Here is a 12,115-nt window from a genome sequence, read left to right as displayed (position 1 = left end):
TCGACCTGGTTACGGTACGCGCGACGGCCCCGGAGGGTCAAACCGGCAGCCCCGCGGCCCGTCGCCCACAGCCTGTGGACAACAACTTGAATCAGCTCTGCCCGCTGACTACCGTTGCAGGACTTGTCGGGTTTGTTCATCGATCGGACCGGCGCCCCGAGTCCCCCTGAGCCCCCCACCGCGGGGAACGAGAAAGCGTGCACCAGTGGCTGATGTCAACAGCGATCTCGTCCCGCTCTGGGCGAAGGTCGTCGAGCGGCTGGTCAACGACGCCGGGGTCGGGGACAGCGACAAGATGTGGCTGCGGCGCACGCAGCCGATGTGGATGATGCACGACACCGCCCTGCTGGCGGCCCCCAACGAGCGGGCCAAGCAGGTGCTGGAGGGGCGTCTCCTCCCCCAGCTCACCGAGGCGCTCACCTACGAGTTCGCCCGGCCCGTCCGGATCGCCGTGATGGTGGACGCCAACGCGCTGCCCACCCCGGCCGCCGAGCCGCAGCCGGCCGAGCCGCCGCGCCCGCAGGCCGGCCAGGACTGGTCGGAGCGGCCGTACCACGGCGAGCCGGACCGCTACGCACCCCCGTCCTACGAGCACCCGCAGCCGTACGAGCAGCAGCCGGAGCGCCGGCCCGAGCGCCAGGAACGGTACGACGCGCCGCGCTACGAGCAGGCCCCGGCTCCGTACGCCGAGGAGCAGCGGCCCTGGGGCGAGCACCCCGCCGGGCCGGCCGAGTGGGACCGTCCCGAGTACGACCGGCCCTCGCCGTCCGCCGCCGAGCGTCAGCCGGAGCCGCCGCGGCCGAAGGGGCTGCCGACGGCGACCCCGGCGCAGGGCGACCTGTTCGGCGGTGTGCTCGGTCCCGATCCGTCCGAGGCCCGGCCGCGGGCGGGCGGCGGCTCGCGCCGCGGTGCCACCCGGCCGCCCGTCGGCCCGCCGGCGGCCGCGGCTCCCCCGGCGCTGCCCGAGCGCACCCCGGCACCCGGGGTGCCCGCGCCGCCCGGCGCTCCCCCGGCGGGCGGCGCCCGCAAGGACGAGCCGGCCCGGCTGAACCCCAAGTACCTCTTCGACACCTTCGTCATCGGCGCGAGCAACCGCTTCGCGCACGCGGCGGCGGTCGCCGTGGCCGAGGCCCCGGCGAAGGCGTACAACCCGCTCTTCATCTACGGCGAGTCCGGCCTCGGCAAGACGCACCTGCTGCACGCCATCGGCCACTACTCGCGCAGCCTCTTCCCCGGTACCCGGGTCCGGTACGTGAGCTCCGAGGAGTTCACCAACGAGTTCATCAACTCGATCCGCGACGGCAAGGCGGACGCGTTCCGCAAGCGGTACCGGGACATGGACATCCTGCTGGTGGACGACGTCCAGTTCCTGGCGAGCAAGGAGTCCACGCAGGAGGAGTTCTTCCACACCTTCAACACCCTGCACAACGCCAACAAGCAGATCGTGCTGTCCTCGGACCGGCCGCCCAAGCAGCTGATCACGCTGGAGGACCGGCTGCGCAACCGCTTCGAGTGGGGTCTGATCACCGACGTCACCCCGCCGGAGCTGGAGACCCGGATCGCGATCCTGCGCAAGAAGGCGATCCAGGAGCAGCTGAACGCGCCGGCCGACGTGCTGGAGTTCATCGCCTCCCGGATCACCCGGAACATCCGCGAGCTGGAGGGCGCGCTGATCCGGGTCACGGCCTTCGCCAACCTCAACCGGGCGCCGGTCGACCTGGAGCTGGCCGGGATCGTCCTCAAGGACCTGATCCCGGGCGGGGACGAGGACGCCGGGCCGGAGATCACCGCGCAGGTGATCATGCAGCAGACGGCCGCCTACTTCGGCCTCGGCGTCGACGACCTCTGCGGATCCTCCCGCAGCCGCGTCCTGGTGACGGCACGTCAGATCGCCATGTACCTCTGCCGCGAGCTGACGGACCTTTCGCTGCCGAAGATCGGTGCGCAGTTCGGCGGGCGCGACCACACCACGGTGATGCACGCCGACCGGAAGATCCGCTCGCTGATGGCCGAGCGCCGGTCCATCTACAACCAGGTCACCGAGCTGACCAACCGCATCAAGAGCTGACCCGTCACGTCGCCCCGCGGGGGCGGCGATCGGACGTTCCGGGCCCCGCCGACGCACCGTCGGCGGGGCCCTCGCCGTCTCCCTCCCGGGGCCTCGCCGCCCGCCGCACCGGGGCCGTCCACCCGCCCCGGGAGGCCCTCGGCACGGGCCGGCGCGGGCGCCGGGCCGGCCCGTGCGGCAGGTGTGGACGCCGCCGCGCCGGGGCAGCATCCGGTCGAGGGCGCGAGGGGCGGGAAATGCGCCGAATGGGACGGGCGTTCAGCAATTCGAACGAGCCTGTCGCGGGGCGGCTCGATCCACAGGACGACGGGGGTTTCCTTCGTCCACAGGTGCGCCGGGGCGGAGTTATCCAGAATCCGTCCACAGGGCCGGCCGGGTTACGCTCTTCCCCGCAGGTCAGGTGGCTGTGGACTTGTGCACAACAGTTATCCACAGGGTGTGGAAAGTTGACGTTCCGCCAGCCGGCCGATCGAGTTGTCCACCGGTTGTCCCCAGGGAACCGAGAGTTTTCCCCAGGTTCTCCACAGCCGTATCCACAGTTCGACAACTCGGCACAGATGTTCACCCCCAGGTGTGAAAGGCGTCACGTGATGTTGCTCGACGCCCGTGGATAACCGGGGCATCATCTGGGGACAGTCCTGGGGATAACCTGTGGATACTCAGCGTGCCCTGTGGGTAACTCTCGGTCGTCCACAGCCGGGCCCGGTTGTCCACACCGGCCGTCCACAGCGACTGTGGACAAAATAGTGGGCCTGACCTGCGGGAACGGGGTTATCCACGGTTTCCACAGGCCCTACTACTACCACTACACATAGAGACCCCTGAGCTTGATCAACAGGGGGGCGGGCCGAAATCTGTGGACAACCGGGTCCCGACACCTGTTCGGGTTGCTTCCGCCCATCTGCTCCGTCTGTCGGTGGAGTACGTCAGACTGTTCTCGGCAACTGGAAGCCGGGCGGTTGCGCCGGGCGGCCCAGTGCACCGAGACGATCGAGCGCGCAGCGCAGAGCAGTGAGCCAGGAGGCGGTTACCGGTGAAGTTCCGGGTGGAGCGTGATGTCCTCGCGGAGGCGGTGGCCTGGGCGGCTCGCAGCCTCCCGGCGCGGCCGCCGGTGCCGGTGCTGGCCGGCCTGCTGCTGACGGCACAGGAGGGCTCCCTGGCGCTCTCCGGCTTCGACTACGAGGTCTCGGCCAGGGTCGAGCTGGAGGCGGACGTCGAGGAGGCCGGCACCGTCCTGGTCTCCGGCCGCCTGCTCAACGACATCTCCCGCAACCTGCCGAACCGGCCGGTGGAGATCTCCACCGACGGCATGCGGGTCAGCGTGGTCTGCGGCAGCTCGCGGTTCACCCTGCCGACCCTCCCGGTCGACGAGTACCCGGCCCTGCCGGCGATGCCGACCGCCACCGGCACGGTCTCCGGCGACGTCTTCGCGTCCGCCGTCAGCCAGGCCGCGGTCGCCGCCGGGCGGGACGACACCCTGCCGGTGCTCACCGGCGTCCGGGTCGAGATCGAGGGCGACCGGATCACCCTGGCCGCCACCGACCGCTACCGCTTCGCCGTCCGCGAGCTGCTCTGGAAGCCCGAGCAGCCGGACATCAGCGCGGTCGCCCTGGTGCCCGCCAAGACCCTGCAGGACATCGCGAAGTCCCTGGGCAGCGGCGACACGGTCTCCATCGCGCTGGCCTCGGGCGGCGCGGGCGAGGGTCTGATCGGCTTCGAGGGCGCCGGCCGCCGGACCACCACCCGGCTGCTGGAGGGCGAGTTCCCGAAGTTCCGCAGCCTCTTCCCGACGGAGTTCTCGGCCGTCGCCGCGATCCAGACCCAGCCGTTCCTGGAGGCCCTCAAGCGCGTCTCCCTGGTGGCCGAGCGCAACACCCCCGTCCGGCTCAGCTTCGAGCAGGGCGTGCTGACCCTGGAGGCCGGCTCCGGCGACGACGCGCAGGCCACCGAGCGGATCGACGCCGACCTCGAGGGCGACGACATCTCGATCGCGTTCAACCCGGGCTACCTGGAGGAGGGCCTCAAGGCCATCGACTCCGCCTTCGCCCAGCTGAGCTTCACCACGCCGACCAAGCCGGCACTGCTCAGCGGCAAGCCCGCGGTGGACGCCGAGGCGGACGAGGCGTACCAGTACCTGATCATGCCGGTCCGGCTCTCCGGCTGACCGGGCCGCCCGCCGTCCACAGGCGGGCGCACCCGGTCCACATCCTGTGGGCGACGAGGCCTCGCCCGGTCGGCTGCGACCGGCGGGGCCTCGCTCCTGGGCGGCGTAGGCTCAGGGCAGCGCGGCAACGGCGCCGCCGTCTCGGCACGAAACCACAGTGAAGGACTTGTCATGGAGCTCGGCCTCATCGGTCTCGGCAAGATGGGCGGCAACATGCGCGAGCGCATCCGCCGCGCCGGCCACACCGTCATCGGCTTCGACCGGAACCCGGACCTCGCGGACGTCGACAGCCTCCAGGAGCTCATCGAGAAGCTGCACGGCCCGCGCGTGGTGTGGGTGATGGTGCCGGCCGGCGGCCCGACCCAGGAGACCGTCGAGCAGCTCGCCGAGCTGCTGTCGCCCGGCGACGTCGTGGTCGACGGCGGCAACTCCCGCTGGACGGACGACATCGCGCACGCCGAGGTGCTGGCCGCCAAGGGCATCGGCTTCGTCGACTGCGGTGTCTCCGGCGGTGTCTGGGGCCTGGAGAACGGCTACGCGCTGATGTACGGCGGCGACGCCGAGCACGTCGAGAAGGTCAAGCCGATCTTCGACGCGCTGAAGCCCGAGGGCGACTTCGGCTCGGTCCACGCGGGCAAGGTCGGCGCCGGCCACTTCGCGAAGATGGTCCACAACGGCATCGAGTACGCGATGATGCAGGCCTTCGCCGAGGGCTGGGAGCTGCTGGAGGCGGCCCCCGAGGTCACCGACGTGCGCGAGGTCTTCCGCTCCTGGCAGGAGGGCACGGTCATCCGCTCCTGGCTGCTCGACCTCGCCGTCCGTGCGCTGGACGACGACGAGCACCTGGCCAAGCTCAAGGGCTGGGCGGCGGACTCCGGCGAGGGCCGCTGGACGGTCGAGGCCGCGATCGACCACGCGGTGCCGCTGCCGGCGATCACCGCCTCGCTGTTCGCCCGCTTCGCCTCGCGGCAGGAGGACTCGCCGCAGATGAAGATGATCGCCGCCCTGCGCAACCAGTTCGGCGGCCACGCGGTCGAGTCGAAGTAGTCCCCGGAAGGCGGGCGCAGTCCACCACCATGCATGTCGCGCATCTGTCGCTCGCCGACTTCCGTTCCTACGCCCGGGTCGAGGTGCCCCTCGATCCGGGCGTCACCGCGTTCGTGGGGCCCAACGGCCAGGGCAAGACCAACCTGGTCGAGGCGGTCGGCTACGTGGCGACGCTGGGCAGCCACCGGGTGGCCACCGACGCCCCGCTGATCCGGCTCGGGGCCGAGCGGGCGGTGGTCCGCTGCTCGATCGTGCGGGACCAGCGGCCCACCCTCGTCGAACTGGAGATCACCCCGGGCAAGGCCAACCGGGCGCGGATCAACCGCTCGGACAACGTCCGGCCGCGCGACGTCCTTGGGCTGCTGCGGACGGTGCTGTTCGCCCCCGAGGACCTCGCCCTGGTGAAGGGCGACCCGGGCGAGCGCCGGCGCTTCCTGGACGAGCTGCTGACCGCCAGGGCGCCTCGGCTCGCCGGTGTCCGGCAGGACTACGAGCGGGTGCTGAAGCAGCGCAACGCCCTGCTGAAGACGGCGGCGATGGCCCGCCGGGCCGGCGGCGGCAAGGGGGCCGACCTCTCGACCCTGGAGATCTGGGACGGCCACCTGGCGCGGGCCGGCGCCGAGCTGACCGCCTTCCGGCTGCAGCTGGTCGGCGCCCTGCAGCCGCTGGTGGCCCGGGCGTACCAGCAGCTCGCGTCGGGCGGCGGCGAGACGGTGCTGGAGTACCGGAGCTCCTTCGAGGGGGAGCTGCCCACCAGCCGCGAGCAGGCCGAGGAGCAGTTGCTGGCCGCGCTGCAGGAGGTGCGCAAGCAGGAGGTCGACCGCGGGCTGACCCTGGTCGGCCCGCACCGGGACGAACTGGTGCTGCGGCTCGGCCCGCTGCCGGCGAAGGGGTACGCCAGCCACGGGGAGTCCTGGTCCTTCGCGCTGGCCCTGCGGCTGGCCTCGTACGAGCTGTTGAAGGCGGACGGCGGCGAGCCGGTGCTGATCCTGGACGACGTGTTCGCCGAGCTGGACGCGCGGCGGCGCGACCGGCTGGCGGAGCTGGTGGCCGACGGCGAGCAGGTGCTGGTGACCGCGGCGGTGCCCGAGGACGTTCCGAAGGCCCTCACGGGTGCGCGCTACGCGGTCTCCGAGGGCGCGGTGGCCCGGCTCGATCCGTAGCCGCGGGGCGCGCGGCCGGGCCGTCGGTGCGGGCGTGCCACCGGGGGCGCCGCGTCGGGAGGCCCGGTGCGTACCCTGGAAGGCTCAGCGTTGCCGCGACGAGGGAGAGCCGCGCCATGAGCGAGACGCCGCCGCCGGGGGTCGACCGGCCGGGTCAGTCCGGGGTCGACCTGGCCCGGGTGGCGCTGCGGGCCGCCAAGGAGCAGGCGCGGCAGCGCGGCGAGCAGGTCCGGGAGAAGCGCGAGGCCAAGCGGCACGGGCTGCGCAGCGGGGCACGGGCGGACGGCCGCGATCCGGTTCCGCTGGGGGCGGCGTTGAACCGTCTGATCACGGAGCGGGGTTGGGAGGCCCCGGCGGCGGTCGGCGGGGTGATGGGCAGGTGGCCGCAGATCGTCGGGCCGGACATCGCGGCGCACTGCGTGCCCAAGCAGTTCGAGGAGGCCGCGGCGGTCCTCACGGTGCAGTGCGACTCCACCGCATGGGCCACTCAACTGCGACTTCTGGCGCGGCAGTTGGTGGCGCGACTCAACCACGAGCTGGGGCACGGCACGGTGCGGGTGATCAAGGTGCTGGGGCCGGACGCCCCCAAGCGCGGCTACGGCCGGCTGCGTGCGCCGGGCAGCCGAGGGCCGGGCGACACCTGGGGCTGACGGCATCACCCGGAGTGAACGGATCCGGAACGGCTGGCGGCCCGTCCAGGGGCTCTGGGACCCCCTGGCGAGTATCGGGACATGTGCGGAGGGGATTCAGGGCGGCACATCTGCCCTCAGGGGCTGCCAAACGCCCGTCTCTGTCAGTCGTACCGGTAGACTGAAGAGCAAACGCTGTTGCTCGCAGCAACCGAGTCGAAACGCCGTGGTCGCAGACCCGCCCGACGAAGGGGTGGGGGTGCGGCCCGCGCTGTGCCAGAGAGGGCGCTTCGTGGCCGATTCCGGCAATCCCAGCCAGACCAATGAATCCATCGACCCCGCGACCGGGAAGTCCTACGACGCCAACGCCATCCAGGTGCTGGAGGGTCTGGACGCCGTCCGCAAGCGCCCGGGCATGTACATCGGCTCGACCGGTGAGCGCGGCCTGCACCACCTCGTCTACGAGGTCGTGGACAACTCCGTCGACGAGGCACTGGCCGGGCACGCGGACACCATCGGCGTGACGATCCTCCCCGACGGCGGTGTGCGGGTGGTCGACAACGGCCGCGGCATCCCGGTCGGCATCGTGCCGGGGCAGGACAAGCCGGCCGTCGAGGTCGTCCTCACCGTGCTGCACGCCGGCGGCAAGTTCGGCGGCGGCGGCTACGCCGTCTCCGGCGGTCTGCACGGCGTCGGCGTCTCCGTCGTGAACGCGCTGTCCACGCGCCTCGCGGTCGAGATCCACACCGACGGCCACCGCTGGACCCAGGACTACAAGATGGGCGCGCCGACCGCCCCGCTCGACCGGCACGAGGCCACCGGGCGCACCGGCACCAGCGTCACGTTCTGGGCCGACGGCGACATCTTCGAGACCACCGTCTACTCCTTCGAGACGCTCTCCCGCCGCTTCCAGGAGATGGCCTTCCTCAACAAGGGCCTGACCATCTCGCTGACCGACGAGCGCCCCGAGCACGCGGACGACGAGGGCAAGCCGCTCTCCGTCAGCTACCGCTACGACGGCGGCATCGCCGACTTCGTCGCGCACCTCAACTCCCGCAAGGGCGATGTCGTCCACCCCTCGGTCATCTCCTTCGAGGCCGAGGACAAGGACCGGACGATCTCCGTCGAGGTCGCCATGCAGTGGAACGCCTCGTACAGCGAGGGGGTGTACTCCTTCGCCAACACCATCCACACCCACGGCGGCGGCACCCACGAGGAGGGCTTCCGCGCCGCGCTGACCGGTCTGATGAACCGGTACGCCCGCGACAAGAAGCTGCTCCGCGAGAAGGACGACAACCTCTCCGGCGAGGACATCCGCGAGGGCCTGACCGCGATCATCTCGGTCAAGCTCGGCGAGCCGCAGTTCGAGGGCCAGACCAAGGACAAGCTCGGCAACACCGAGGCCAAGACCTTCGTCCAGAAGGTCGTCAACGAGCACCTCGCCGACTGGCTGGACCGCAACCCCAACGAGGCCGCGGACATCATCCGCAAGTCCATCCAGGCCGCCAGCGCCCGGGTCGCCGCCCGCAAGGCCCGCGATCTGACCCGCCGCAAGGGCCTGCTGGAGACCGCCTCGCTGCCGGGCAAGCTCTCCGACTGCCAGTCCAAGGACGCGGCGGAGTGCGAGATCTTCATCGTCGAGGGCGACTCGGCCGGCGGCTCGGCCAAGCAGGGCCGCGACCCGCGCACCCAGGCGATCCTCCCGATCCGCGGCAAGATCCTCAACGTCGAGAAGGCGCGGATCGACAAGGTGCTGCAGAACACCGAGGTCCAGGCGCTGATCTCGGCCTTCGGCTGCGGCATCCAGGAGGACTACGACGCCCAGAAGCTGCGGTACCACAAGATCGTTCTGATGGCCGACGCCGACGTCGACGGCCAGCACATCCGCACCCTGCTGCTCACCCTGCTGTTCCGCTTCATGCGGCCGCTGGTCGAGTCCGGATACGTGTACCTGGCGATGCCCCCGCTGTACAAGATCAAGTGGGGCAAGGACGACTTCGAGTACGCCTACTCCGACCGCGAGCGCGACGCCGTGATCGCGGCCGGCGTCGAGGCCGGCCGGCGCCTCCCTAAGGACGACGCCATCCAGCGCTTCAAGGGCCTCGGCGAGATGAACGCCGAGGAACTGCGGATCACCACCATGGACCCGGCGCACCGCCTGCTCCTGCAGGTGACCCTGGAGGACGCCGCCCGCGCCGACGACCTGTTCTCCGTCCTGATGGGCGAGGACGTCGAGGCCCGCCGCTCCTTCATCCAGCGCAACGCCAAGGACGTCCGCTTCCTGGACGTGTGATCCCCACCGGGATCCCACGGACCAGACACGCGTGAAAGGAAACTGACCACCAGTGGTCGACGACAACCGTCCGGACGGCGACGAGACTCCGGAGAACACCGAGACCCAGGGCACCCTGCGGATCGAGCCGATCGAGCTCGAGACGGAGATGCAGCGCTCGTACCTCGACTACGCGATGAGCGTCATCGTCAGCCGTGCCCTGCCCGAGGTCCGCGACGGCCTCAAGCCGGTGCACCGGCGCGTGCTCTACGCGATGTACGACGGCGGGTACCGCCCCGAGAAGGGCTACTACAAGTGCGCCCGCGTCGTCGGCGACGTCATGGGCAACTACCACCCGCACGGCGACACGGCCATCTACGAGAGCCTGGTGCGCCTGGCCCAGACGTGGTCGATGCGGATGCCGCTGGTCGACGGCAACGGCAACTTCGGCTCCCCGGGCAACGACCCGGCCGCGGCGATGCGCTACACCGAGTGTAAGATGATGCCGCTCGCCATGGAGATGATGCGCGACATCGACGAGGAGACCGTCGACTTCGCCTCCAACTACGACGGCCGCTCGCAGGAGCCGACCGTCCTGCCCTCGCGCATCCCCAACCTGCTGGTCAACGGCGCCACCGGCATCGCGGTCGGCATGGCCACCAACATCCCGCCGCACAACCTCCGCGAGGTCGCCTCCGGCGCCCTGTGGGCCCTGGAGCACCCCGAGGCCTCCAACGAGGAGCTGCTGGAGGCCCTGATCGAGCGGATCAAGGGCCCCGACTTCCCGACCGGTGCGCTGATCGTCGGCCGCCGCGGGATCGAGGACGCGTACCGCACCGGCCGCGGCTCGATCACCATGCGCGCGGTCGTCGAGGTCGAGGAGATCCAGGGCCGGCAGTGCCTCGTGATCACCGAACTGCCGTTCCAGGTGAACCCGGACAACCTGGCGCTGAAGATCGCCGACCTGGTCAAGGACGGCAAGATCGCCGGCATCGCCGACGTCCGCGACGAGTCCTCCTCGCGCACCGGCCAGCGCCTGGTCATCGTGCTCAAGCGGGACGCGGTCGCCAAGGTCGTGCTCAACAACCTGTACAAGCACACCGACCTGCAGACCAACTTCGGCGCCAACATGCTGGCCCTGGTCGACGGCGTGCCCCGCACCCTCGCGCTGGACGCCTTCATCCGGCACTGGGTCGCCCACCAGATCGAGGTCATCGTCCGCCGGACGACCTTCCGGCTGCGCAAGGCCGAGGAGCGCGCCCACATCCTGCGCGCGCTGCTCAAGGCCCTCGACCAGATCGACGCGGTCATCGCCCTCATCCGGGCCTCGGAGAGCGCCGACGCCGCCCGCACGGGCCTGATGGGCCTGCTCCAGATCGACGAGATCCAGGCCAACGCCATCCTCGAGATGCAGCTGCGCCGCCTCGCCGCCCTGGAGAGCGCCCGCCTCCTCAGCGAGCACGACGAGCTGCAGGCGAAGATCAACGAGTACAACCGGATCCTCGCCTCCCCCGTCCGCCAGCGCGGGATCGTCTCCGAGGAGCTCACCGCGATCGTCGAGAAGTACGGCGACGAGCGCCGCTCCACCCTCATCCCCTCCGACGGCGACCTCTCCATCGAGGACCTCATCGCCGAGGAGGACATCGTCGTCACCATCACCCGCGGCGGCTACGTCAAGCGCACCCGCTCCGACCTGTACCGCTCGCAGAAGCGCGGCGGCAAGGGCGTGCGCGGTGCGCAGCTCAAGCAGGACGACATCGTCGACCACTTCTTCGTGACGACGACCCACAACTGGATCCTGTTCTTCACCAACAAGGGCCGGGTCTACCGCGCCAAGGGCTACGAGCTGCCGGACGCCGGCCGCGACGCCCGCGGCCAGCACGTCGCCAACCTGCTGGCCTTCCAGCCCGAGGAGCACATCGCCCAGGTCATGGCGGTGCGCACCTACGAGGACAAGCCCTACCTGGTCCTCGCCACCCGGGCCGGCCTGGTCAAGAAGTCCGCGCTGAAGGACTACGACTCCCCCCGTTCCGGCGGTCTGATCGCGATCAACCTGCGCCAGGACGAGGAGGGCCGGGACGACGAGCTGATCGGCGCCGAGCTGGTCTCCTCCGAGGACGACCTGCTGCTGATCTCCCGCAAGGCCCAGTCGATCCGGTTCACCGCCACCGACGAGGCGCTGCGCCCGATGAGCCGCGCCACCTCCGGCGTGAAGGGCATGGCCTTCCGCGAGGACGACGAGCTCCTCTCGATGAACGTGATCCGGCCGGGTACCTTCGTGTTCACGGCCACCGACGGCGGCTACGCCAAGCGGACGTCCGTCGACGAGTACCGTGTCCAGGGGCGCGGCGGTTTCGGCATCAAGGCGGCGAAGATCGTCGAGGGCCGGGGTTCTCTGGTCGGTGCCCTGGTGGTCGAGGAGACCGACGAGATCATGGCCATCACCCTGTCGGGCGGTGTGATCCGGACAAGGGTTTCCGAGGTCCGTGAAACCGGACGTGACACCATGGGCGTCCAACTGATCAACCTCGGAAAGCGCGACGCGGTCGTGGGCATGGCCCGCAACGCGGAGGCGGAGGACGAGGACACCGTGGAGGGCGAGGCCGACGAGGCCGAGACCACCGCGGACACGACGACGGCGGACGGCACGGCCGACCAGGCCTGACCGCTCGTCCGGGCGGTCGGCGCAGCCCTCCCCCGAGAGGCGCGCCGGCCGCCCACCGGCGCCGGCGACCTGGCCGGGGCGGGCCGACAGACGATGACCGGGCGGCG

Annotated in this window: 7 protein-coding genes; all 7 read left to right on the top strand. The window is 70.9% G+C overall.

Annotated elements, in window-relative coordinates; all coding sequences use genetic code 11:
• Positions 1 to 205: 205 nt before the first annotated feature.
• The 7 genes from dnaA to gyrA all read left to right on the top strand — a co-directional run bounded on the left by dnaA (position 206) and on the right by gyrA (position 12,008).
• Positions 206 to 2,068: a chromosomal replication initiator protein DnaA gene (gene dnaA, locus IE98_RS0118055; RefSeq protein ID WP_030270115.1), complete on the top strand. Its 1,863-nt coding sequence runs from the start codon at positions 206 to 208 to the stop codon at positions 2,066 to 2,068.
• Positions 2,069 to 3,101: 1,033 nt separating this feature from the next.
• Positions 3,102 to 4,232, top strand: a complete 1,131-nt coding sequence (gene dnaN, locus IE98_RS0118050) for a DNA polymerase III subunit beta (RefSeq protein WP_030270114.1) — start codon at positions 3,102 to 3,104, stop codon at positions 4,230 to 4,232.
• 171 nt (positions 4,233 to 4,403) lie between these two features.
• Positions 4,404 to 5,279: a phosphogluconate dehydrogenase (NAD(+)-dependent, decarboxylating) gene (gene gnd / locus IE98_RS0118045; RefSeq protein WP_030270113.1), complete on the top strand. Its 876-nt coding sequence runs from the start codon at positions 4,404 to 4,406 to the stop codon at positions 5,277 to 5,279.
• A gap of 29 nt (positions 5,280 to 5,308) precedes the next feature.
• Positions 5,309 to 6,442: a DNA replication/repair protein RecF gene (gene recF / locus IE98_RS0118040; protein WP_030270112.1), complete on the top strand. Its 1,134-nt coding sequence runs from the start codon at positions 5,309 to 5,311 to the stop codon at positions 6,440 to 6,442.
• Between the two features lie 116 nt (positions 6,443 to 6,558).
• The gene (locus IE98_RS0118035; RefSeq protein WP_030270111.1) at positions 6,559 to 7,092 is read left to right on the top strand and encodes a DUF721 domain-containing protein; all 534 of its coding nucleotides are present in this window, start codon (positions 6,559 to 6,561) and stop codon (positions 7,090 to 7,092) included.
• Between the two features lie 271 nt (positions 7,093 to 7,363).
• Positions 7,364 to 9,364, top strand: a complete 2,001-nt coding sequence (gyrB, locus tag IE98_RS0118030; protein WP_030270109.1) for a DNA topoisomerase (ATP-hydrolyzing) subunit B — start codon at positions 7,364 to 7,366, stop codon at positions 9,362 to 9,364.
• Between the two features lie 52 nt (positions 9,365 to 9,416).
• Positions 9,417 to 12,008, top strand: coding sequence for a DNA gyrase subunit A (gene gyrA / locus IE98_RS0118025; protein ID WP_030270107.1), 2,592 nt, complete (start codon positions 9,417 to 9,419; stop codon positions 12,006 to 12,008).
• Positions 12,009 to 12,115 lie beyond the last annotated feature (107 nt).

The sequence above is a fragment of the Streptomyces sp. NRRL B-24484 genome (assembly GCF_000717715.1).
Classification (GTDB): domain Bacteria; phylum Actinomycetota; class Actinomycetes; order Streptomycetales; family Streptomycetaceae; genus Kitasatospora.
This window is presented reverse-complemented; position numbering and strand designations above follow the sequence as displayed.

Excerpts from the sequence above, each read along its gene's own strand:
- recF (WP_030270112.1), top strand. The coding sequence starts at position 5,309 with ATGCATGTCGCGCATCTGTCGCTCGCCGACTTCCGTTCCTACGCCCGG.
- gnd (WP_030270113.1), top strand. The coding sequence starts at position 4,404 with ATGGAGCTCGGCCTCATCGGTCTCGGCAAGATGGGCGGCAACATGCGC.
- IE98_RS0118035 (WP_030270111.1), top strand. The coding sequence starts at position 6,559 with ATGAGCGAGACGCCGCCGCCGGGGGTCGACCGGCCGGGTCAGTCCGGG.